This is a genomic window from uncultured Phascolarctobacterium sp., from assembly GCF_902463975.1.
In the GTDB taxonomy this organism is placed as follows: Bacteria; Bacillota; Negativicutes; order Acidaminococcales; family Acidaminococcaceae; genus Phascolarctobacterium_A.
The window spans coordinates 35,096-58,724 of sequence record NZ_CABQHJ010000002.1 but is presented as its reverse complement, the minus strand read 5'-3'; the positions used below and the strand labels follow the sequence as shown (position 1 = coordinate 58,724).

Here is a 23,629-nt window from a genome sequence, read left to right as displayed (position 1 = left end):
CGTTCGACTTTTTCGTTGGACTGTGCTATGATATTACCATAAAATATAACAAAGTTAACACTGACAAGAAATTCCGGCACCGAGCCTGCATTTACTTGTTGAGAAATTTTTAGGAGGCATTAAAATGCAAGAGTACAAACCGTTTAAATCCGGCAAGGTTCGTGAGATGTATGATGTTGGTGACAGCATTATTATGGTTGCCACTGACCGTATTTCCGCATTTGACCATATTCTGAAAAACATGATTGTGAAAAAAGGCACTGTGCTGACTCAGATTTCCAAATTCTGGTTCGATCTGACCAAAGACATTGTTCCTAACCATATGATTTCCGTTGATACCAAAGATATGCCCGAATTCTTCCAGAAACCCGAATTCACCGGCAACAGCATGAAATGCAAAAAGCTGAACATGCTGCCTATCGAATGCATCGTTCGCGGCTACATCACCGGCAGCGGCTGGGAAAGCTACAAGAAAACCGGCGAAATCTGCGGCATTAAGCTGCCCGAAGGCCTGCAGGAATCCCAAAAGCTGGCTGAGCCTATCTTCACCCCCAGCACCAAGGCTGAAATCGGTGACCATGACGAAAACATCAGCGTAGAGCAAAGCATCGAAATCCTGGAAAAACTGTATCCGGGCCGCGGCAAAGAATATGCTCTGAAGCTGCGTGACTACACTATCGCTATCTACAAAAAATGTGCTGCCTATGCTCTGGAGCGTGGCATCATCATTGCCGATACCAAATTTGAATTTGGTCTTGACGAAAACGGCGAGGTTGTACTTGGTGACGAAATGATTACCCCGGACTGCTCCCGCTTCTGGCCGTTGGAAGGCTACAAGGTTGGCCAAGGCCAGCCCTCCTATGACAAGCAATTTGTCCGCGATTGGCTGAGCGCTAACCCGGATGCAGGCTACGAGCTGCCGCAGGATGTTATCGACAAAACCATCGGCAAATACATCGAAGCATATGAACTGCTGACAGGTCAAAAGTTTGACTTTTAATTCTGAAAATGCTTTAAAACTGTAACTTTTGTTGCAGTAGCAACAGGCTCAGGAAAAATTTAACGCTCTTTACAAAAAAATTGTTTACAACCATGGACATTGGTTGTATAATTTCACCATAAACAACAACGGAGTTGGAACAGCGCAAGCTGTCTATTTCCGTTGTTGTTTTTTTGTTTCTCATAGCACTGTAGATACTATATATTAGTGTAAGAGAATCCGTAAATATAATAGTGCTTAATCGCGTAACGTATCGCCACCGTAAAAACAGAGAAGGTGGTTCGTGGAAGCGGCCAATTGAGGGGACTTTTGGAAATGCTAAAAGCACAAAGCACTGACGGCTGAGGGGCCGGACAGCAGTTACGCGAAATAAAAACGCCCGCGGCGAGCGGGTTTTTTATTTTATCGTCAAAAGCTAAATTCAGCTTATTAAAACACGTAAACATCACTAGCAATTATCCGCATAAACAGGTATAATTAATGTAATAAATGTACGAAAAATTTTCCTATTTAGGATAGTTGGAGGTTTCACGGTGGCTATAGACGCGTCATTACCTAAGGATATAAGAATTTTGCAGGCAGCGGAGGAGGTTTTTTCGCAGCATGGCTATGAAAAGGCTACGCTTGATGAAATAATCGCTCTGGCTGATGTAGGCAAAGGTACTGTTTATAAATATTTTGGCAACAAGGAGCATCTTTTTTACAAGCTGGTTGCCGATAAAAACGCGCCCTTTTTGGAAAAGTCGCAGCAGGCTGTCGATAGTGCAGACAGCTTTGAGGACAAGCTCAAAAAGTATTTTGAAGTAATGGTGCATTTTTATGTTGCTAACAGCACCCTATGGCAGATTATCTGCTTTGAAATGCTCGGCGGCACTAACGGCTGCAAAGTTAAGCCTGACGGCGACGGCTTTAAGGTTGTTCCCCGCTATAATTCTGTAAAATTGAGTGAGGAAACGATTGAACGCATCCTGCGCTATCACAAAATTCTGCATGATGAATATGATATTTTAGCTCAGCTGATTACTAAGGCAATGCAGGACAACCTGCTGAAGGAGGATACCGTGCCGGAGATTACCACTAAATTTGTTTTCTTCGGTGTAGCCATGAGCATCTTTAACCAAAGCGATGAAATTGCTGCTGACATGACGGACGAGGAAGCAGCAAGAATAATTACCGACCACTTTTTGCGCGGCAACGCACGTTGACGCGCATACTAAAACAGCTGCCGCTAAGCGGCAGCTGTTTTTGCATTTCTTAGAGGTCTACGATTTTTATGCTTCTTCTACATAAGCAGCAGTAATGACACCGGTGTAGCAGGTGTGCCAATCCTTGTTGGCATACCATTTGTCGCACAGCTCCTTGTCGAATTTATCCTCCGCCATGGTGTAGTGTTCTACAATTTTGCATTCCAGATGCAGGCCGCAGCCCTTGATAACAGGAACGCTGACGGTCTCGCCTGCTTCCGTGGTTAAGCCTGCAGCTGCAAACTTGTCCAGATCACGGCCGGACTTGCTGCCACACAGACCAAGAGCCTTGGCAAAGCCCTCTTTTACCGGGAAGCTGACGGTAAATTCCGGATTAGCGTCAATCAGCTCCTTGGTATAACGGCTTTGGCGCACCATAACAGTGAAGGTCGGAAGGCCCCACTTAAAGCCCAGGCTGCCCCAGCCGATGGTCATGGTGTTTTGCTTACCTTCGGCAGCAGTAGTCAGAAAAGCACCCTTGGACAGAGTCTTTAAAATTGCTTCGCCCTGCTCAAAGGCGTTGATTTTTTTCATAGTCATAACAAAAACCTCCTCATTTGCTTTACAAGAATATTATACAGCGTTTACGCAAGCTACTTCCACCTCAAATAAAACAACAAAAACGGATCTAAAATATACAGACACTGCGCTTTATATTCCAGCGCATCCAGGTCAGGCATTGTCGCTTCAACAATTTTAATAATTTTGTTGATGGTTGCAGAAATAATCGTACTGGAAAGCAGCTCTTTGCTAAGCAATAAGCCTTTGATTCTCTCCTTCAAGGTAACCATACTCAGCTCGGTAACAGGCGGATCCGCCTTAAACGCCAATAGCAGTAAATGATAAATATCCACACTGCCCTGTGTAAGCGCATAAAGCTTACGTCTGCCAATTCCCTGTACAGGTCCCTGCACAATTGCTTTAACCAGGCGCTCATAATGTGCGTAATTTCGCGCTGTCTGCTTAAAGGCAAAATGCACCAGCTCCAGGCTGATAGGCTGCTTTTTCTGCATTACTGCAAAAGCCAGCTGAAAGCAATTCTCCTGCATCAGCTGTGGCGAAGTAATGCTTTCCTGCGCCAAAAGATTTTCTTCGGCCTCGTCTATCGGCATGTCCAACAGCTTAAAGCCCTTGACAGCAATAGCCTTTAGCTCGGCTGCAGTCCACGGCAAAATTTCAATCGAGGTAGTTCTGCCAATTAAATCAGGATTGCAGATAATTGCTTCATCACTTCGATGCGGTAAGGAAATGATTACCGCCTTCAAACCGTTAAACAGCTCTGTTTTCAAGGTACGTGCAATATACATCTGCATCTCTCGAGCTACATAATGAAAATCGTCGATTACCAACACCTTATCATTATCAATCAGATACTGGATTATCTGGCGCTCTGTTCTGTTGTTGGTCATTGCCAGCTGCTGATTAAAGGCAGCACCATTAGTTTTATTGATGCTTACTCCCATATTAGCTACACCAAAATTAACAGCAAATTGCGCCTGCCCTGTTTTAGCAGCAGTATCCTGCCCGCTGGTTGTCATTACAACTGCGTCTGACAGCGGCAGCTGTTCTGCAATATGGTTCCAAAAATCTGCTTTAGTGCTTATTTGGTTACCACTGAGTGCAATGTAGCTTTCAGCAGCTATGGCCTTATGACAAAGCACTGTTTTGCCGGATTTAGATGCACCGGAAACAAAAATCAGGTTTCCCTTCATCGCCAAAGCACGTCTTAATCTGTCATCAACAGTTTCTTCATCATCAAGCTTACGGGAAATATATGTATTTTGAGGAAACGAACGCGGACTAAAAACATCTTCAATTTGATAATTCACGTTACTCACCATCCATATATTGTGTAACATCAACACCTTTTTCAGCTAGAACCTTTATAATTTCATCACCACATCTACTTCCCAAATAACGATTACTGCATAATTCATTTTTATTTTTAAATTTTTCTAGTAATTCTCGCACAGTATTCACTCCTGCTCGCTTCAAACGGTTTGCAACTCCTACTCTAAAATCTAAATCCTCCAAATAAAAGCTTAGTGTCGCTTCTTGTTTAGGTAATACATCATTTAATAAATTAGATTTTATTGTTGTATTATTAATTTTACGTTCAAATTCTATTTTAGGTAATATTAATTCATCATGTAAATATATATCACCTAACTTTTGGATACCAGTTAATATTTCACGTCCTCTTCTTACTTTTTCACGATATCTATCTCTATCTTCTCTAAGAGTTTTATTCTCATGATTATATCTCTCAAGTAATGACTCAAGGTCACTAATTCTATTATTTAAGTCAGCTATTCTTGCTTCATATTCTCTTTTTAGTTCAATAATATCCATTATTCATCACACCTATCAATATATACATACATCATTCTTAAAATAATTATGATTACATCGCTTTGACAAGAGTAACAAATTCTTCCTCATTTTGTGCAAAATGATAAGGTGCATACTCGCCAAAAGCTGTAGGTCTGCTAATTGTCACTAACTGAATACCTTTGGCAGCAACACGTTCATTTAAAAATCTTTTTAATTCTACCAAATTCTTGCCATGCATAGTTTTCAACGCATAACAACCATGTTTTGCTGTATCTTTAGCAACAAGATAACACATCACGCCAAACCTCCTCAAATTCAATATCTATCTTTATCAATCCATTCTCATATTTTTTTCTCATTATAGCTATTATATAGAAAAGCATGTTAAAGCTCAAGAAAAACTTCTATTACAATATTATATGCTATTCTCATTTGCATTGCACTAACAAAAAAATAGCACTCAAAAAGGCTCCCCTCCTGAACGTTTCCGTTCAGACGGGGAGCCTTAAAAATTTAAGCCGGGCAACTTACTTTGCGCAAAAAATTGTCCGTATATTCTATGGCTAGCTTTATATCACGATAAAGAAATGCTATACTTTAGTCAGGAATATCCAAGGAGGTCTTAACCATGCTCAAAAAATTTTTAGTCGTAGCTCTTTTTGCCTGTATTGCTCTAAACGGCATCGCTCAAGCAGAAGAATCTGCTACCGAGAAAGAAAAGATACAAATTTTAGACCTATACCACATTAACCCTGATAAGACGAATATCAGTATGCAGCATTATAAAAACGAAGAATATGGCTTTAGTTTTGCAGTGCCTGAAAAAGATTACAAAGAATATCAAAGTAAAAACAAAAATATCCTATACTCTTTTCGCGGTGATGGAAGAGTTTTTCTCGTTGATTGTCGCCCGTTTATCCTTAAAGCTAAAGATTTAAAAAAGCTGAACACCAAGTTTTTTTACGAAAAGCTAGCTAACCTGGAAGCGAAAGGCTATAAGATTCTGCTCAAAGAACAGCTCTCCATTGCCAAATACCCGGCAATGCGTTTTTCATACTACTTACCTGAGAAAGAACTAGCTATTTTTGATGATTACATAATCATTACACCAAATGGTACTTATAAATTTAGCTACGTAGGAAATAGATTTATCTATCCTATTGACGAAAAATTATTTCTCCCTAAAATAATCCAATCCGTTAAAATTACTCCTCTAAGCGATGATATTTACAGACGTCCTTTTACCACAAAAACTCTAAAAGATTATCCTGCATCCTTTACTACGCCAGCTAACTGTATACTAATGCCTATAAAAAATGATCCCCATCACACATTCGCCTATTCTAATGGTTATTTTTTCGTCAGCCCCATGATTGTAAACATTACTGATAAAGCAGAGTTAAGCTTTTATCCTAATTCTTTTGCTAACCTTAGCGATAACGATAAAGAAACACTTGCTGCTAAAGAAGCAGCACGCATACAAAAGAAAGTAGAAGCAAGGCAAAAAGAAAATCCTAAATACAAGCTTGACAATATCAAAGCTCAATTTATCACTATTGACGGTGAAAATTGCTTGAATGTAAGCTTTGATTTGTCCAGTTCTACGGAAATGGATTATATCTTCGTTAGGGATGGCAAATTTATTTCCTTTGACTATCAATATCCGTTTGATGATGCCAAACGGCAGAAGGCTGCAGTAGTAAAATCTGCCAAATCCATTAGGTTTAATCCGTAAGCTAAAGGCTCTCTTCCTGAACGGTTCCGTTCAGACGGGGAGCCTTAAAATATTAAGCCGGGCAGATTTTTATATGGAAAAAAACTTGTCTGTATATCTTATAGGTAACTTTATCTCACTATAAAGAAATGCTATACTTATATCATCTAAAGCAAAGAAGGTGCCCTCATGCTCTACGGCGGTATAAAAATAGAAGAAACTCAAAGTATCATCGTTATACTTGGCGAAGACAACAAACTTTTCATTCCCCATGACATTATTGTTGCCAACAATACCACAGACATCCAAAATTTTGTAAATTCAATGCAAAGAGGTGGCATTACACCTGAAAAAATTTGCTTTGCTATAAACCCTGTCCATGTTGACAGCATCGAAACCTTTAACAGCTTCAGACAAATTTTCATGCAAGCAGCCTACGATTTACGCATAATAAACACTGCTGCTCAAGGCGATAGTTTTATAGTTGTTACCAAAAGCCGTAACGCTAATGAAGAAGCAACAGCCAATGCATTTATCCTTAAGCATAATTATAATGACAGTAAATATTTTTTACAGAGCGATTTTCGTCAAAGTTATTTCTACAATTGTAATTTAAGCGATTATTTCAACCTGATATTTGCTGCGGTATTCATGTTTATTGCCATTTATTTTTTATACTATGGCATACTTTTTGCTGTTCCTCACTTTTTAATAGGTGCTGGATTAACAATCTGTTATATCCGTCATATGTATTTTGCTAAAATGTCCATAAAAAAGCATACGCCTATTTTTAGTATTGATAAAAACGGCTTGCAGCAAAATTATAAAATCAGATGGCACTTTCTTGAGCCGCTAAAAATACCACGAACAATATCCTGGAAACAAATCGAAAAAATTGAAGCTTATAAACCAATTATTTGCATCAACCATGATAATAACGAAAGGATTAGTATATGCGTAGCCGGTCAGAGTGAAATCACCTTAAACTTCTTTGTCATTGGTATAGACCACGAACATAATTATCGTACACTTTTATTTTATTGGAAATTGTTTCGCAACAACGGCCAATAAATTAAAATTCAGCAATAAAAAGGCACCTCGCTCAAACGTAAAATTTACGTCAAAGCGAGGTGCTGATTTTTATACTTTTAATACACGCAGATATTGCCAGGCTATGTATGCCTTATTGCATTTTCTCTTTGAGCATCTTAGTAACCATGCCCGGGTTAGCCTTGCCGCGAGATTTTTTCATAATCTGGCCAACGAGGAAGCCGATAGCCTTATCCTTACCGGCTTTGTAGTCAGCAACGGATTGCGGGTTCTCAGCAATGGTTTCTTCAACCAGCTTGAGGATAGCGCCTTCATCACTAACCTGCTCCAGACCGAGCTTCTTAACGAGAGCCTTCGGAGCCTCATCCTCTTTGAGCATTTCGGCAAATACCTTTTTAGCCAGCTTGCTGGACAGCACGCCGTCCTTAATCAGGTTAACCAGCTCTGCCAGATGTGCAGGGGTTACCTTGAAGTCAGCAATGGTAATGCCTTCGTTGTTCATGTAAGCAGATACATCGCCCAGCAGCCAGTTGGAAACTGCTTTGCTGTCCTTAGCGGTCTTAACTGCTTCATCAAAGTATTCAGCCATAGCCTTGGTGGAAACGATCTGGGAAGCATCATATTCTGGCAGACCATGCTCGCTCATCAGGCGTGCCTGACGTTGAGCCGGCAGCTCCGGCAGAGTTTCGCGAATGCGCTCAATCCAGGCATCGTCCAGCTGTACCGGAACGAGGTCAGGCTCAGGGAAGTAACGGTAGTCATGTGCTTCTTCCTTGGAACGCATGGACAGGGTTACGCCGTTAGCTTCATCCCAGGTACGGGTTTCCTGAACAACGTGGCCGCCGTCCTCCAGAACCTCTTTTTGGCGCTCAACTTCGTAGTTAATAGCGCGCTCCAAAGCACGGAAGGAGTTCAGGTTTTTAATTTCGGCACGGGTACCGAATTCCTTAGCGCCTTCGGGCATGATGGAGATGTTAGCGTCGCAGCGCAGGCTGCCTTCCTGCATTTTGCAGTCGCAAACATCGGTATATTCCAGAATTGCTTTCAGGTTTTCCATGTAAGCACGAGCTTCGGCAGCACTGCGCATATCCGGCTCGGATACAATCTCAATCAGCGGTACGCCTGCACGGTTGTAGTCAACTGCGGAGGAGTCAGAGGTACTGATGGTTGCACCGCTGTGGTTCAGCTTGCCTGCATCCTCTTCCATGTGGATACGGGTAACGCCGATGCGTTTATGCTCGCCGTCAACAACGATGTCAATGTGACCGCCCAGGCAGATAGGCTTATCAAATTGGGAAATCTGATAGTTCTTGGACAGGTCAGGATAGAAGTAGTTTTTACGGTCAAATTTGTTGTATTTCTGGATATCGCAGTTCAGCGCCAGGCCAGCCTTAATAGCGAAATCAACAACCTGCTTGTTCAGTACAGGCAGTGCACCTGGCATACCCAGACAAACCGGACATACATGGGTGTTAGGCAGGCTGCCGAAGGCAGTGGAGCAGCTGCAGAATGCTTTAGTTTTGGTTTTCAGCTCGGCATGAACTTCCAGGCCGATAACGGTAATATATTTAGTCATTATTTGTTACCTCCCAGCGGTGCGAATACTTTATGATATTCGGTTGCCTGTTCAAAGGTATAAGCAGCACGCAGAATGGTTGCTTCGTCCAGAACCTTACCGATCAGCTGCATACCGATAGGCATGCCGTCATCAGCAAAGCCGCAAGGAATGGAAATACCCGGCAGACCAGCCATATTTACCGGAATAGTGGTTACGTCCAGCATATACATGGTCAGCGGATCCATCTGGTCGTTAATGCCGTAAGCAGGAACCGGAGAGGTCGGGGTCAGCAGCACGTCGCATTTTTCAAACGCAGCTTCAAAGTCGCGGCGGATGAGGGTACGAACCTGCATAGCCTTGTTGTAGTATGCATCATAGTAACCGCTGCTCAGTACGTAGGTGCCCAACATAATGCGGCGGCGTACTTCCTGGCCGAAGCCTTCAGTACGGCTCATGGTGGTCATTTCCGGTGCGGAGGTTGCATCAACATTGCGGTAACCATAGCGAACGCCGTCGAAGCGTGCCAGGTTAGCGGAGGCTTCAGCCGGAGCGATGATGTAATAGGTGATTACAGCATATTCGGTATGCGGCAGGGAAACCTCAACGATTTCAGCGCCCAGCTCTTTGTATTTTTCAACGGCCTTCATGATTTCAGCCTTAACCTTAGCATCAACGCCTTCACCGAAGTATTCCTTCGGCAGACCGATGCGCAGGCCTTTAACGTCATTTACCAGTGCTTTGGTGAAGTCGGGAACCTCTACGTTCAGGGAGGTGGAGTCCATCTCGTCCTTACCGCAGATGGTGTTGAGTACTAGAGCAGCGTCGGTTACGTCTTTGGTGATAGGTCCGATCTGGTCCAGAGAGGATGCGAATGCTACGCAGCCATAACGGGATACACGGCCGTAGGTCGGTTTAATACCAACGCAGCCGTTGAAGGATGCCGGCTGACGGATAGATCCGCCGGTATCGGAGCCCAGAGTCCAGATAGCTTCGCCTGCAGCGATAGCAGCAGCGCTGCCGCCGGAGGAGCCGCCGGGAACGCGGTCCAGGTTCCAGGGGTTGTGGGTTACACCGAAATGAGAGGTCTTGGTGGTAGAGCCCATAGCAAATTCATCCAGGTTGGTTTTGCCCAGGAAAATGGTTTCATCAGCGCGCAGGTTTTTGATAACATGTGCGTCATATACAGGAATGAAGTTCTCCAGCATTTTGGAGGAACAGGTAGTGCGCAGGCCTTTGGTAGAAATATTATCTTTGATTGCGCCTGGAATACCTGCCAGCGGAGCGATTTTCTCGCCTGCGGCAATCTTGGCATCAACCTTGGCAGCCTGTGCCAGAGCGTTTTCTTTATCCAGGGTTACGTAAGCGTTAACCTGGTCTTCAACTGCGTCGACACGCGCAATAACAGCGTTAGTTAATTCGACGGAGCTTACTTCTTTGTTGACGAGCTTTTCATGCAGCTCGTGCGCAGTAAGTTTATACAAATCCACAGCGTTTGCCTCCTTCTTATTCGATTACGCGCGGTACCTTAAAGCCGTCATTGTGAACAGCAGGAGCGTTCTTCAATGCTTCCTCGTGGGATACGCCTTCTTTGACAACGTCCTCACGCAGTACGTTGCTTACCGGCAGTACGTACGGGGTAGGTTCGATACCGGCGGTATCAATTTTTTCAAGAATGTCGGCATAGTTAAGAATCTGGTTGAACTGCTCAGTGAACACTTCCATTTCGGAAGCAGGAACAGTCAAACGGGAAAGCTGTGCGATATGCTTTACGTCTTCAGCAGAAACTTTCATTTTTTCACCATCCTATAAAAACTCGTTTTATTTTTACAAATAACCTGTTTTATTATAACACATTTACTGAGCAAAGTACACTGAGTAAGGTGGTTCGGCAGTGGTTGCGGGGATATTTTTAGGAAAAAGCGGCTTTTAAAATATTAGACAGCAAAACAATAAAGCCTCTCCTCGGGGAGACAAGGTGAATTGCCCGTAGGGCAAGAGAAGGCGCCCTGGGGCGGGTGGCATCGCGCAGCGATGACGGAGAGGGGTTCAACAAAATAAAATATATGCATAAGCACAACCCCTCTCAGTCGCCCTACGGACGACCGCTCTCTCCAGGGAGAGCCTCTCTGCAACACAGCCGTATAAAAAAGAACCGCCTCACGGCGGTTCTCTAAACTCCAAGCATCTGGCGCTATTTCCCTTCTCGCTTGCTCACCTTAACATACAGCCTTTTTAAAATATCCATTGCCTCATCCTGCTGCATACTGCTTAGCTGCGGCGTTACTTTTCTTCTGTTCTTATTTTTATAGCTGCCAAAAGTAATATAAAACCCTTTTGTCGTCGCATCGTGCGCAAACAGCATATCCGTCTGCTTCTGCTTTTGCTCCTGCTCCGTAAGCGGCAGCTTTTGGATAAAAGCATCCAGCTCTACCAAATCCTCACTTGTCACCTCTGCCGACGACAGCAGGCAATTTTCGCCCTTTTTATCGACAAAAAAGCAGCTGAAGGTACCCTGCCCTTCCTTAAAAGGATCATAATTAACCTCAAACCTGTAGCTCAGGGTGCAGAACTGATGGTTCCGGCTCATATAAAAAGTGGACCATTCTACGTGTGTCATCTTATCTTCTCCTTGTACCGGCGCACAACCTATATTAGCTGTCAGCAGTACAAGCACCGCCAGCAGCATTTTGGTGATTTTCCATAATTTACTGTGCATACCGTTCACCACCTTTGTTAAGCCTTAATTGCGAAGCGGAGCTCTGTCCTTAGCCTTCAGGTAAAGCTGCAGAAACTGCTTTTGCATTTCCGCTCTTTGCTCCCCGCTCAAAGGCGCCGTCAGCTTCTTGACGCTTCTATCCTTATAGTTGGCGACACTCACGTCAAAAATCTCCCTAGTCTCATCGCAGATAAACATATCATCATCTACCGGCTCAGATTCCTTGAGCGGTGCCAGCGGCAGTCCTTGGATAAGCGCATCAAGAGGGGCCAGCTCCTCGCGCGTCACAGGCACGCTCTCCAGCTCACAACGCCAGATGTCGTCATTAAGATTTGTCGGAGCCTTAAAACTGCAGTCATAAAGCATCTGCCCGCTTTTAGCATCCAAACGCAGTGCATAATTATAGCTATAATCATAATTCGAGCCGTTTCTGTATAATTGCATACTCGTCCATTCTATACGTCCCATGCTATCGCCTCCCCGCACCTGGGCATAAATCAGCTTTGCTGTCAGCAGCAGAAGCGCTGCCAATAACAGCAGGTGAATAATTCTCAGCTTATTGCTTTTTTGTTTGCGCATGCTGCTCACCGCCTTTTGCTATCTTTCTGGGTATAGCATAACGTATTTGCGCTGCGTTGTCCCCACCCAAAAAGGTGATTTTGAGTAGGAAGGGAAGCTAACTTCAAATTTTTCACAAAATCAACAAATTTTTCACTTCACCCTACCCGAATTTGCCCTTTCGGGTGGGGCTTTTTTCTGCTTTCTAATATATAATGCAGGTGTAGAGAAGAATCGGCAGATAAATCTTTAAAATATTCTTGAACTTTTATTTGTCCAAGCCGATTGCAAGAAAGGTGGTCTTATTTATGCAACGCAAAAAATTAATCTCCAAAACCCTGACAACAGCTGTAATGCTTGCGCTGTACATCGGGGGGGCACAACCATCCATTGTTTCTGCACAGGAGTACACTGACCAAATCACCGGTGCGGGTGACGCTTATGCCGAACATGGTATCCGTACTACTGTCGGCACAGAATCTACCTACACCTTTGCCGAAGGCGACGTCGTAAAATGGACTAGCTCCGGCCCTGCTGTCGAGGTTTGGGGCGCAGGAACACATTTAAAATTTACTACGCCGCTGAATCTGCAGCTTGATGTTCAAGATAGCGCTACCAGCGGTATTTACGTAGCAACCTCTGACTATGATACTCCCGGTAAACTCACTGCCCAAGATGTTACTATCACCGGCCAGTCTACAGGCTCTAATTATGATATAAACAGAATCTATATTTCCGGTATTGAAGCCTATGCTGCTGATATCCAGATAAAAAATCTCCATATAGATGTTACAGCTGACGGCAAACCTGAAAGTATTGCTGACGGTATTTTCATGGGCCGCGATCTTCAAGATACGGACAGCGAGCATCTGTTGACCGTAACCGGCGATACAAACATCAAGGCTGTTTCTAAAAACAGCAACGGCAATCGTGCTTGGGCAGCAGGCATTGAAGCCCAAGACCAGGCAAAGATGACCTTTGCCACGCTGAAGATAGCTACTGAAGCTACATCTGAAACTTTAGCCCAGACTAACGGCATCTTTGCAGCAGGCAACAGCGAAATTAATGCAGGAGAAACACATATTAACGTAAAAGGCAACGCTGTAACTGAAGGCTACAGCTACGGCCTCAACGCCATTTACAGCTCCCAAATTACACTCGGCGATGGCAGTTCCATTTACGCTGAAAGCAACGGCGACGGCGAGATTTCAGCCATAGGTGTACGCGCAGGCTTCTATTCCGAAGTCAACCTGGGCATTACGGATATCAGAGCAGAGAACAATAGTGACGGCGGTACTGTTGATGTGTTATTTGTCGAAGATGGTGCCGTTCTTAACATGGCCGGCGGCAGCATCACTGGTGCCAACAATGCTAACAATAGAAAATTCAACGCTATCAATGCTTACGGCGAGGATCCGGATCCGACTTGGCATACCGACACTATTGTCAACATCAACCAAGGCACTGCTAACGATGTTGTAATCGTTGGTGACGTACGTGCAGCCAACACCGCAATCGTTAACCTCAACCTGAACACTGACGCTTCCAGCATCACCGGCAATCTCGACCAAAGCGGTCCTTATGTAGACAAGGATGATTCTGCCGGTACCATTAACCTCACCCTCGCCAACAAGGCTACATGGCATGCTATGGGTGAATACGGTATTGGTTATAGCTATCTGGAAAACCTCACCCTGAATGATGGCAGCATCACCATGACCAATGAAGAGGTGCAGAACATTGACATTAATCACCTGCAGGGCACCGGCGGCGAGCTGACGCTGGAGGCTGATGCAAACCTCAATACAGGCTTCTTCCGCGTAAACAACGCTGACACCGACGCTGCCGCAGTACATACCTCTTATGCAGGCATCAATGCTGATAACGTGAAGGACGCAGCCGGCTTGGAAGGCCTTGTTAGAAACAGCCTGAAGATTCACGATGACAGTGCGGCAAAATTTGACGTTCAGGTAAACGAAGGTCTGCTCATCGGCCAAATGCAGGCAGATACCATCAACCATATTGACGGCAACACAATCGCCAATGTAAAAATTGCCCAAAGCACTACTGTGGATGCTATCAGCCATATGCAAAGCGCAGCAGCACTGTCCTGGAGACAGGAGGATGCTACCTTGAGCAAACGCTTGGGCGATTTGCGTCAGGGCGATAGCGACCAAGGCTTCTGGGTACGCTTGAACCGCGGCGAATTTAAATATGGCAATGCCAAAAACCAAAATAATTTCTTCCAGATGGGCTATGACAAGGCTGGCGGCGATTGGCATTACGGCGCTGCTATCAGCCGCAACAGCGGTAAGACCACCTACGGCGATGCAACAGCGAAAAACCGCAGTCTGGCACTCACACTGTACGGCACCTGGCTGGGCGACAAGGGACATTATGCAGACATCGTACTCAAAGAAGGCCGTCTGAGCAATGATTACGATATCTCTGCACCGATTGGCTTCACTCACGGTCAGTATAAAACCTGGGGCAGCAGCATCAGTGCGGAATACGGCAGAGAAATCGCTATGGGTGACAAGGCCTACTTCACTCCGCAGGCACAGCTTTCCTGGCTGCGTATTGCCGGTAAGGATTACACTACCGCCAACGGCATTGCTATCAGTCAGGACAGCCAAAGCAGCACCATCGGCCGCTTAGGCTTCGAGCTTGGCAGCAGACTTGGCGACAACGGTAATGTATACGCCAAAGCTTCTGTACTGCATGACTTCGGCGGCAGTGCTGACACCCGCCTGAGCTACAACGGTGTATCCACCACCTACAGCAACGATTTGGGCGACACCTGGTACGAGGCAGGCATCGGCTTCAACCTCAAAACCAAGGATAACAGTTATCTGTATGCAGATGTTTCCAAAGCCTTCGGCGGCGACTACAAGACACCTTGGCAATGGAACGTAGGTATGCGCTGGACCTTCTGATAGGTTATAATTCTTCAACATATAATCACATCCTATGCTGTAAGTAAACAGCAAAAAAATTGTGCGGTCGTAAAAAGCCGCACAATTTTTCTTTGCTCAATTTCTTTAGAAGCCAGCTGAGTTTTTGCACTATTATGCCTTGCCTTTAATATTTTCACCCCATCCTACCCAAATTTCCCCTTTCGGGTGGGGCGCTGACATTCTTTTTGCGCTATAATGAAGGCAAGATAAGGAAGGGAGATGTTCCTATGTTTAAAGAAAACGACGAATGTTGTGCTATACAATGCGAAAAATGCGGCGGCACCATGTATTCCGATGCTGCCAGCACCAGTTTCATCTGTTCCTTCTGCGGCAGCAAGGAGCCTTGGCCGAACAGAGAAAATATTCTTGATACCGAAATCAAATACCGTCATAAACCGGTAGAGGTTGTCAACGGTCTGGTGAAGCTGGGACACGTATACTTCATGGAGCCCTTGCCGGAGATGCTCAAAAACAACACCCAAAGCATCGAAGATAAGCTGGGCGTTTTCAGCGCCCTCAGCACCAAGACTTACGAAGAAAGCCACACCATCAAGCTGCCCTGCCCGCTCTGCGGTGCCGATGTTACCGGCGAATCCACGCAGACTATTTTTACCTGCGAATACTGCGGTCACCGTCTGACGCAGGAGGAGCTGAAGGCCGGCGGCTACAACAAGGACCAGCTCATCGGCGCAGGCTCTCGCAGCTATCCCTCCATCGCCCTGCCCTTCAAGCTCACTAAGGAGCAGGCCTTCGGCAGAGCGCAGCTGCTGATGAAGCGCGAACCTATGTCCTTTAAGGGTGCAGAAAAGACCATCAAAGAAAAATTTACCGCTTTCTATACTCCCTATACACTGGCGGACCTGCGCGTCAAAGCGCAAATCTCCAGCAACAAGGGTGACTGCGAAATTTATCAGGAGGTTTTAAACTGGGTATATCCGCAAACCTATGTCTTTGACGAAAACGCTGTCGATATGGTTGCTCCCTGGAACTTTGATGAATTCGCCCCCTTCGACCCTGTATTTTTGGAGGGTGACGTACATATCACCACCCGCAGCAATCTTTTCCCGGTAGAAAAATATCTTGACCGCATGATCAACGAGCAGCTTTGCAACAGGCTCTGCGAAAATTACGGCTTAAAGAATGTTAAGATTGAAAAATGGTCACGCAATATCCGCAAGCATTCGGCTGACATCATGCTGCCGATTTATTATGTTGACTATACGGACAACAGCGCCGGCGAACGCTTCGTTATCGTAGTCAACGGCCAGACCGGCGCTGCCAGCGCCCGCTTCGTCAACAGCAAGGACAAGGTACGCAGCCTGCAGCTGCCCGCCAACAGCAAGCTGCCGCGCTTTGCCGAAACTACTATGCGCACACCGCCGATGATTGTGCGCTATGTTAAACCCAAATTCCTGCATGAGGTAATTCCGCCGGAGAAGGGCTTCAAAAAGAGTCTTTTCCAGATGCTTAAATTCTGGTAAAAAACGGGTTATTTTGTGTATAATTGTTGTAAAGCATAGAGTGTCTGGTCTCCTTTGTAGATTATGTTGTTTTGGTCGATAATATTTTACTACAATTCCAACACTTATTTATAGAACCTAAAAATCCCCTGACGCCAGCTTCATAGCAAGCATCAGGGGAAATTCCGGCAGCTCAGAAGAAACCGAGCTAACATCCGCTCTTAATAATTTATCGTATGAATTTCAAAATAAGCCTGCGGGTTTTTACAAATCGGGCAAACCTCCGGAGCCTTCGTACCTACAACGATATGTCCGCACTTGCGACACTCCCAAATTCTTACCTCGCTCTTAGCAAATACCTGCTGTGCCTCTACGTTGTGCAGCAACGCACGATAACGCTCCTCATGACGCTTCTCAATAGCTGCTACGCCACGGAACTGCTCTGCCAGCTCATAGAAGCCTTCGGCATCTGCCTCTTTGGCCATACGCACATACATATCCGTCCATTCGTGGTTCTCTCCCTCAGCAGCGTGCAGCAGATTTGCCGCAGTATCGCCAAGCTCGCCCAAAGCCTTAAACCATAGCTGTGCATGCTCCTTTTCGTTCTCTGCTGTCTGCAAGAACAAAGCAGCAATCTGCTCAAAGCCTGCTTCCTGCGCTACTTTAGCAAAATAAGTATACTTATTACGAGCCATAGACTCGCCAGCAAAGGCCTCTAACAGATTCTTCTCCGACTTTGTGCCAGCATAAGGATTCTTTGCCTTGTCGCCAGGAGTATCCTCGATTTTTACAAACTTATCTGCACCCTGCTTACAGATTGGGCAGACAAAATCAGCTGGCAGCTCCTCGCCTTCATAGATATAACCACAAATTAAACATTTCCACTTCATCATTTTCTTTTTCGCTCCTTTTGTTAAATCTGCGCTGCGGTCCTGATAAGCAGTATGCAGCATTGCTTCAGCCATGTCGCTCAAGGGCGTATCATAAAACTCCTGGTAAAGCTGCTGAATTTCTTTATTTTCGTGAGACAGATGCAACTCCATCTCTGCGTCCCGCTCATAAAGACCCTCGATACGTGCCTTGCGTGCTGCGTCAGCATCATAAGCAAAATCCTTCGGCTGCCCGCCGCCGCCAATACAGCCGCCAGGACAGGTCATAACCTCTATAAAATGATATTTTTCAATGCCACCAGCTATGAGCTTTCGGACATTTTCCGTTCCGTGAACCACTGCTACATTGATAACCCTGCCTGCTATCTCCACGCTGGCCTCACGCAATCCATCATAACCACGCACTGGCTCGAGCTTGAGTATTTCCTTAGGTGGCTGCTCACCCGTAAGATAAGCATAAGCAGTCCTGAGAGCTGCCTCCATCACGCCGCCTGTATTGCCAAAAATAACACCTGCACCAGAGGCCTCGCCCATAAATTTATCAAAATCGCTGTCCTCCAGGCTGGTAAAATCAATGCCTGCTTCCTTCGCCCACAGTGCCAGCTCCCTCGTCGTGATGACATTATCCATATCCCGCAATTCAGCTATACCCAGCTTCTGCCCAGCAGCGTTCATTTCCTCACGGCGAATCTCAAATTTTTTCGCCGTGCAGGGAGTTAAGGCGACATTAACAATCTTCCTCGGATCAATGCCCATTTTCTGTGCGAAATAGGTTTTAATCGTCGGTCCCTGCATCCCTATCGGACTTTTAGCTGTAGAAACATGCGGCAGAAGCTCAGGATAATAGGTTTCTGCAAACTTCACCCACGCCGGACAGCAGCTTGTAAACTGCGGCAGCGGCTTGTCCGTTTCACCTTTAATACGGGCAAGAAGCTCGCTTGCTTCCTCAACAATTGTTAAATCAGCCGCAAAGTTCGTATCCAGCACATAATCAACGCCCAGAGCACGCAAAAGCGCAACCATCTTCCCCTGCACGAACGCCCCCTTAGGCAGGCCGAATTCCTCGCCCAAAGCCACGCGTACAGAAGGTGACGTACTGACAATGACGATTTTGTCCTTATCCTGCACGGCAGCCTTAACCTCTGGATATTCATATACCTCGGTGATGCTGCCAACAGGGCAGACATTAGCACACTGACCGCAGTGAATACAGATAGCTCTGTCTCCGGTCTGCTCCAGCGCATAGGTTCCCAACACACCAACAGGACTTGTGCAGACATTACTGCACTGACCGCATTTGATGCACAATGACTCATTACGGACAATACTGGGATTATCCGCTTCAATAGGCACCCTCACGGAAGTTGATAAATGCTTGCTCACAATATCATCTCCTCCAATATGAAATTTTAACAGCGCTCCCTTGACCTTTTATAAAGCACTATTATATCGTTCACATTATAACTCATTCCCAGCGTCTGTCAACAACTTATATTAATAAAAAATAATTTTACTTTAAAGGAGACTTTTCTCTAAAGCTCACTTCACCAGCCCCATCAGCGCCTAGAAAACCTGCGGCATGACCAGCGCTGGCAGCATATTCAGCAACTTGCATTCACGCAACTGCCAAACACCTAAGCCTGAGCTCATGAGAAAAATGCATACTTGTCCATTCTATACGTCCCACGCTATCGCCTCCCCGTAACTAGGCATAAATCAGCTTTGCTGTCAGCAGCAAAAGCGCTGCCCGCCAACAGCAAGCTGCCGCGCTTTGCCGAAACAACGCTGCGTACGCCGCCGATGATTGTGCGCTATGTTAAGCCCAAATTCCTGCATGAGGTAATTCCGCCGGAGAAGGACTTCAAAAAGAGTCTTTTCCAGATGTTTAAATTCTGGTAAAAATCCGGCTATAGCCGGAGCATAATAAGCCACCTCCTTGTACAAAAAAGCAGAGAGCTGTGTTTCACGTGAAACACAGCTCTCTGCTTTTATCGTTGCTGCAGGAAGCTTCCTGCTTTATCATTTTCAGAACAATGGCTTGCTGTTGCCGCCCTTCGGCTTCTTCTGGTTCTTGATGCGGACGCTGACGATAACCTCATCGCCTTCCACCGTCTGCTCCATATTAACCGGAATGCCGACGTCCTTAATAGCGTTGACAACCTGCTTAATACTGTTCAGGTAAATGCGGACATCGTTGACAATCACCATACGGCGGCGTTTTTCCTGCTGGTTGTCCTCCAGCAGCTTGTTGATATATTCCTCGGTCTGGCGCACGCTGTAATTCTTGGCAACAACAACCTCCAGCACCTCCAGACGTTTGGCATCATCCTCCAGCTTCAGCAGTGCGCGCGCATGACGCTCGCTCAGACCGGCATCCACCAGCACCTTGCGTACAGCAGGCGACAGACGCAGCAAACGCAGCTTGTTGGCGATAGTAGACTGTTTTTTGCCTACACGCGCAGCCATAGCCTCCTGCGTCAGATGGAACTGCTCCATCAGCTGTTCGTAGCCTTCAGCCTCCTCCAGAAAATGCAGATCCTCACGCTGCAGGTTTTCAATCAGCGCAATTTCCGCAATCTGCTGCGTAGTATAATCGCTGATAATAACCGGTACCTCCGTCAGCTTCGCCATACGGGAAGCACGCAGACGGCGCTCGCCGGCAATCAGCAGATAACGTCCGTCCTCAGTCGGCGATACCAAAAGAGGCTGCAGCACACCATATTGGGCGATGGAAGCAGACAGCTCCTCTAAGGCTGCCTCGTCAAAGCTCTTGCGCGGCTGATAAGGGTTGGGGAAAATCTGTCCGATGGGAACCTTGACTACCTTCACCTCATTGACTGCCTTACGCTCGCCGATAATACCGCAATCTGTATCCAATACCGAAAATCCATCATCTACTAACATATGCTTTCCCCCTATTTAGCGCCTAAGGGCTGTTTTTCCGGCGTACCTGCCTTACGCGGATATTGTGCCGGTGTACTTTTGATTTTAGCTATCTTTATTATAGCACGTCCATCGTCCAGACCGGGTAATTTTACAGGCTCCGCACTGATAATTTTGCCGCCGAGGATTTTTACCGCAGCCTCGCCCTCGGTAATTTCCTCCGCAAACTTGCTGCCCTTCAGGGCGATAAACTGACCACCCTTTTTGGCCAGCGGCAGGCAATATTCGCTCAGCACGCTCAAACGTGCCACAGCGCGCGCCGTTACATAGTCATATTTTTCGCGGTGCTTTTTATCACGGCCCGCATCCTCGGCACGCAAATGCTCGCAGCGGATGCCCTTCAGTCCCAGTTCCTCAATCACCTGCTGCAAAAAGCGCAGGCGCTTGCCCAAGGAATCTATCAGAGTTACCTTCAGCTCGGGGCAGTAGATTTTCAGCGGCACACCGGGAAAGCCGGCACCTGTGCCCACGTCCGCCAGGGTTTTACTGCCCATCTCCGCCTCGTAGGCCAGCAGGCTGTCTACCATATGCTTTACGGCAACCTCCTCAGGCTCGGTAATAGCGGTAAGGTTCATCACCTTATTGGTTTCCACCAGCAGCTCGTAATAACGGCTGAACTGCTCCAGCTGCAACGGCGTAAAGCTCAAACCGGCCTCCGCACCCTTTTCGGCTAAAATTTCTGCAAAGGTCATTCTTCCTGCTCCTTTCGGCGCTTCAGCTCCAACGCAATCATCAGCACGCTGATATCAGCAGGCGAAACACCGCTGATACGCGATGCCTGACCGATATTCGCCGGACGTACCTTGTCCAGCTTTTCAGCGGCCTCGCTGGAAAGCTCCTTAATCGCACGATAATCTATATCGTCAGGCAGGCGCTTGTTTTCCAGCTTCATAAAGCGCTCAACCTCCTGACGCTGTTTAGTAATATAGCCCTCATACTTGGCGAAAATCTCGGCCTGCTCCGCTACCTGCGGTGCCAACTCCGGCAAACCGAAGGCCTGCTGCAGCTTACTGTAGGTAACCTCCTTGCGACGCAGCAAATCCAAAAGACTGCTGCCGCTGCGCAGCGGCGCCGTACCCATAGCCTCCAGCATGGCATTATTTTCCGCACTGGGCGAAATATTCTGCTTGCCCAGCTCGCTCACCGTGCGCTCCAAGACAGTACGCTTTTCGGTGAAAATGCCGTAGCGCTTATCATCAACCAAACCAATAGCTCTGCCCTTTTCCGTCAAACGCAAATCAGCATTATCCTGACGCAGCAGCAAGCGATATTCCGCACGCGAGGTCATCATTCTGTAAGGCTCGGACGTACCCTTGGTAACAAGGTCATCAATCAGCACGCCGATATACGCCTCATCACGGCGCAATACCAACGGCTCGCGTCCGTTAATCTTCATCATCGCGTTAATACCTGCCATCAGACCTTGGGCAGCAGCCTCCTCGTAGCCGCTGGTACCGTTGGACTGACCGGCACTGAACAAGCCGCTGATAGCCTTATGCTCCAGCGACGGACGCAGCTGCAGCGGATCAAGGCAATCGTAATCTATGGCATAGCCCGCACGCATCATCTTGCAGTGCTCCAGTCCGGGAATCGTCTGCATAAACTGCAGCTGAATGTGCGCCGGCAAAGAAGAACTCATGCCTTGTACATACATTTCATTGGTACTGCGTCCCTCCGGCTCGATAAACAGCTGATGACGCTCCTTATTGGCGAAGCGCACAATCTTAGATTCGATAGACGGGCAGTAACGCGGGCCGACACCCTCAATCATACCGTTATACATACCGGATAAATGCAGATTATCGCGGATAATTTTATGTGTAGCCTCATTCGTATAAGTCAGATAGCAGGGAACCTGCTCACGTGTTTTGATATCGCTGATAAAGGAGAAATTGCGCACCTCCTCATCGCCGTACTGCGGCTCCATCTTGCTGTAATCAAGACTGCGGGCATCAATACGCGCCGGCGTACCAGTCTTGAAGCGCATCAGCTCCACACCGTTCTCCAGCAGCGAAGCAGACAGCTTCTGCGCACTGCGCAGACCGTTCGGACCGCATTCATAATTAACCTGACCGTAAACAATACGGCCGCGCAGATAAGTACCGGTGGCCAGAATAACGCACTTCGCCTCGAAAATCTCGCCAGTTTCGGCCTCTACGCCAACAACCGCGCCGTTTTCTACCAGCAGCTTATCAATCATCAGCTGCTTCAGCTCCAGGTTCTCCTGATCCTCAACAATCTTTTTCATCAGCGTGTGATAAAAAGGCTTATCCTCCTGACCGCGCAGAGCATGTACGGCATAGCCCTTACCGGTATTCAAAAGACGCATCTGGATACACGCAAAATCCGCACTGATACCCATCTGGCCGCCTAAAGCATCAAGCTCACGCACCAGATGTCCCTTAGCAGGACCGCCGATAGACGGATTGCACGGCATCAGCGCCACATTATCCAGCGACAGCGTCGCCAGCAGCGTCTTGCCGCCCAGGCGGGAAGCAGCCAGCGCCGCCTCCACGCCTGCGTGGCCGGCGCCAACGACAATTACATCAAATGTATCTGTAATATAACTCATCTTAATAGACCTCTTAAAAATATATGTACCGGCTATCACCCTTTTACATGAGAGATAACCAGAAAATTAGCAGAAAACCCTAACGAGCAATTAATATATCGCTTACACAACCCTCAGTCATCGCCTACGGCGATGCCAGCTCCCTTGACGCTAAGACTCAGTTTGTCGCAAGCTATGCGCCGCGAGAAACTGCTAGTCGTGCTAATGTCACTTTGCGACGCAGGGAGCATATAAAAGGCTAGTAGTTGACACTAACTTAAGCAATTAACATATCGTGTAAGGAATAGCAATTTTAGCAAATGAGTGTCTGGTACCATAGAAGTGTCGCAACTGTTTGAGCGCTAAGCCAACTACTTTAGCATAATTTCTTTGCATAGCGCGAGTTTTGCGGCACTTCGTCCTGGTTCCACACGAAATTTGCGTTGTGCCCTTTGGGCACTGGAAAATTGCTGCTGACTGGAACGATATTTAATTGCGGCGCGCAACCCCCTTCCGCCTCGCTACGCTCGGCACCTTCCCAAAGGGGAAGGCAAGAAGGTTAGCAGAACACAAATAGCTGAAAGCCCTAACGAGCAAATAACATATCGCTTACACAACCCTCAGTCATCGCCTACGGCGATGCCAGCTCCCTTT

At 46.5% G+C, this 23,629-nt stretch carries 20 protein-coding genes; 7 read left to right on the top strand and 13 right to left on the bottom strand.

Annotation, left to right across the window (positions count from 1 at the left end; all coding sequences use genetic code 11):
* Positions 1-124 precede the first annotated feature (124 nt).
* Positions 125-1,000, top strand: a complete 876-nt coding sequence (locus RDW05_RS01080) for a phosphoribosylaminoimidazolesuccinocarboxamide synthase (RefSeq protein ID WP_021721218.1) — start codon at positions 125-127, stop codon at positions 998-1,000.
* 533 nt (positions 1,001-1,533) lie between these two features.
* Positions 1,534-2,205, top strand: a complete 672-nt coding sequence (locus RDW05_RS01075) for a helix-turn-helix domain-containing protein (protein ID WP_307977525.1) — start codon at positions 1,534-1,536, stop codon at positions 2,203-2,205.
* Positions 2,206-2,271: 66 nt separating this feature from the next.
* Here the strand turns inward: RDW05_RS01075 and RDW05_RS01070 are convergent, their stop codons facing one another.
* The 4 genes from RDW05_RS01070 to RDW05_RS01055 are packed head-to-tail and all read right to left on the bottom strand — an operon-like array spanning position 2,272 to position 4,873.
* The gene (locus RDW05_RS01070; RefSeq protein ID WP_307977524.1) at positions 2,272-2,784 is read right to left on the bottom strand and encodes a flavin reductase family protein; all 513 of its coding nucleotides are present in this window, start codon (positions 2,782-2,784) and stop codon (positions 2,272-2,274) included.
* Positions 2,785-2,837: 53 nt separating this feature from the next.
* Entirely contained in the window at positions 2,838-4,073 is a 1,236-nt protein-coding gene (locus tag RDW05_RS01065) for a hypothetical protein (protein ID WP_307977523.1), read from the bottom strand.
* A 1-nt stretch (position 4,074) separates the two neighbouring features.
* Positions 4,075-4,596: a DNA-directed RNA polymerase subunit alpha C-terminal domain-containing protein gene (locus RDW05_RS01060; RefSeq protein ID WP_307977522.1), complete on the bottom strand. Its 522-nt coding sequence runs from the start codon at positions 4,594-4,596 to the stop codon at positions 4,075-4,077.
* 52 nt (positions 4,597-4,648) lie between these two features.
* Positions 4,649-4,873: a DUF6718 family protein gene (locus RDW05_RS01055; protein WP_307977521.1), complete on the bottom strand. Its 225-nt coding sequence runs from the start codon at positions 4,871-4,873 to the stop codon at positions 4,649-4,651.
* 333 nt (positions 4,874-5,206) lie between these two features.
* Here RDW05_RS01055 and RDW05_RS01050 point away from each other — a divergent pair, with 333 nt between their 5' ends.
* Both RDW05_RS01050 and RDW05_RS01045 read left to right on the top strand, forming a co-directional pair.
* The gene (locus RDW05_RS01050) at positions 5,207-6,313 is read left to right on the top strand and encodes a hypothetical protein (protein WP_307977520.1); all 1,107 of its coding nucleotides are present in this window, start codon (positions 5,207-5,209) and stop codon (positions 6,311-6,313) included.
* Positions 6,314-6,481: 168 nt separating this feature from the next.
* A complete protein-coding gene (locus RDW05_RS01045; RefSeq protein ID WP_307977519.1) occupies positions 6,482-7,363 on the top strand; it encodes a hypothetical protein in 882 nt (293 codons plus the stop codon).
* Positions 7,364-7,475: 112 nt separating this feature from the next.
* On the opposite strand, the gene gatB is transcribed toward RDW05_RS01045, so the two are convergent.
* From gatB to RDW05_RS01020, 5 genes are all read right to left on the bottom strand, one after another.
* Positions 7,476-8,918, bottom strand: coding sequence for an Asp-tRNA(Asn)/Glu-tRNA(Gln) amidotransferase subunit GatB (gene gatB, locus RDW05_RS01040; RefSeq protein ID WP_009145483.1), 1,443 nt, complete (start codon positions 8,916-8,918; stop codon positions 7,476-7,478).
* Complete coding sequence (gene gatA, locus RDW05_RS01035) at positions 8,918-10,387, bottom strand: Asp-tRNA(Asn)/Glu-tRNA(Gln) amidotransferase subunit GatA (protein ID WP_298880463.1); 1,470 nt, start codon at positions 10,385-10,387, stop codon at positions 8,918-8,920. The genes gatB and gatA overlap by 1 nt, the downstream gene beginning before the upstream one ends.
* Before the next feature lie 16 nt (positions 10,388-10,403).
* Complete coding sequence (gene gatC, locus RDW05_RS01030) at positions 10,404-10,691, bottom strand: Asp-tRNA(Asn)/Glu-tRNA(Gln) amidotransferase subunit GatC (protein ID WP_009145481.1); 288 nt, start codon at positions 10,689-10,691, stop codon at positions 10,404-10,406.
* Positions 10,692-11,091: 400 nt separating this feature from the next.
* Positions 11,092-11,616 carry a hypothetical protein gene (locus RDW05_RS01025; RefSeq protein WP_307977518.1) on the bottom strand — a complete coding sequence of 175 codons (525 nt, stop codon included), beginning with the start codon at positions 11,614-11,616 and terminating at the stop codon, positions 11,092-11,094.
* Between the two features lie 24 nt (positions 11,617-11,640).
* Entirely contained in the window at positions 11,641-12,195 is a 555-nt protein-coding gene (locus tag RDW05_RS01020; RefSeq protein ID WP_293724685.1) for a hypothetical protein, read from the bottom strand.
* 287 nt (positions 12,196-12,482) lie between these two features.
* Here RDW05_RS01020 and RDW05_RS01015 point away from each other — a divergent pair, with 287 nt between their 5' ends.
* Positions 12,483-15,110 carry an autotransporter outer membrane beta-barrel domain-containing protein gene (locus RDW05_RS01015; RefSeq protein WP_307977517.1) on the top strand — a complete coding sequence of 876 codons (2,628 nt, stop codon included), beginning with the start codon at positions 12,483-12,485 and terminating at the stop codon, positions 15,108-15,110.
* A gap of 248 nt (positions 15,111-15,358) precedes the next feature.
* Positions 15,359-16,612, top strand: a complete 1,254-nt coding sequence (locus tag RDW05_RS01010; RefSeq protein WP_307977516.1) for a hypothetical protein — start codon at positions 15,359-15,361, stop codon at positions 16,610-16,612.
* 200 nt (positions 16,613-16,812) lie between these two features.
* Here RDW05_RS01010 and rbr read toward each other — a convergent pair whose 3' ends face one another.
* Entirely contained in the window at positions 16,813-18,864 is a 2,052-nt protein-coding gene (gene rbr, locus RDW05_RS01005; RefSeq protein ID WP_307977515.1) for a rubrerythrin, read from the bottom strand.
* A gap of 339 nt (positions 18,865-19,203) precedes the next feature.
* On the opposite strand from rbr, the gene RDW05_RS01000 reads away from it, so the two are divergent.
* A complete protein-coding gene (locus RDW05_RS01000; protein WP_307977514.1) occupies positions 19,204-19,380 on the top strand; it encodes a hypothetical protein in 177 nt (58 codons plus the stop codon).
* Positions 19,381-19,506: 126 nt separating this feature from the next.
* Here RDW05_RS01000 and RDW05_RS00995 read toward each other — a convergent pair whose 3' ends face one another.
* The 3 genes from RDW05_RS00995 to mnmG are packed head-to-tail and all read right to left on the bottom strand — an operon-like array spanning position 19,507 to position 22,996.
* Complete coding sequence (locus tag RDW05_RS00995) at positions 19,507-20,385, bottom strand: ParB/RepB/Spo0J family partition protein (RefSeq protein ID WP_293852719.1); 879 nt, start codon at positions 20,383-20,385, stop codon at positions 19,507-19,509.
* A gap of 11 nt (positions 20,386-20,396) precedes the next feature.
* Positions 20,397-21,116: a 16S rRNA (guanine(527)-N(7))-methyltransferase RsmG gene (gene rsmG, locus RDW05_RS00990; protein ID WP_307977513.1), complete on the bottom strand. Its 720-nt coding sequence runs from the start codon at positions 21,114-21,116 to the stop codon at positions 20,397-20,399.
* Positions 21,113-22,996 carry a tRNA uridine-5-carboxymethylaminomethyl(34) synthesis enzyme MnmG gene (gene mnmG, locus RDW05_RS00985; RefSeq protein WP_307977512.1) on the bottom strand — a complete coding sequence of 628 codons (1,884 nt, stop codon included), beginning with the start codon at positions 22,994-22,996 and terminating at the stop codon, positions 21,113-21,115. Before mnmG ends, rsmG begins: the two co-directional genes overlap by 4 nt.
* Positions 22,997-23,629: the final 633 nt, after the last annotated feature.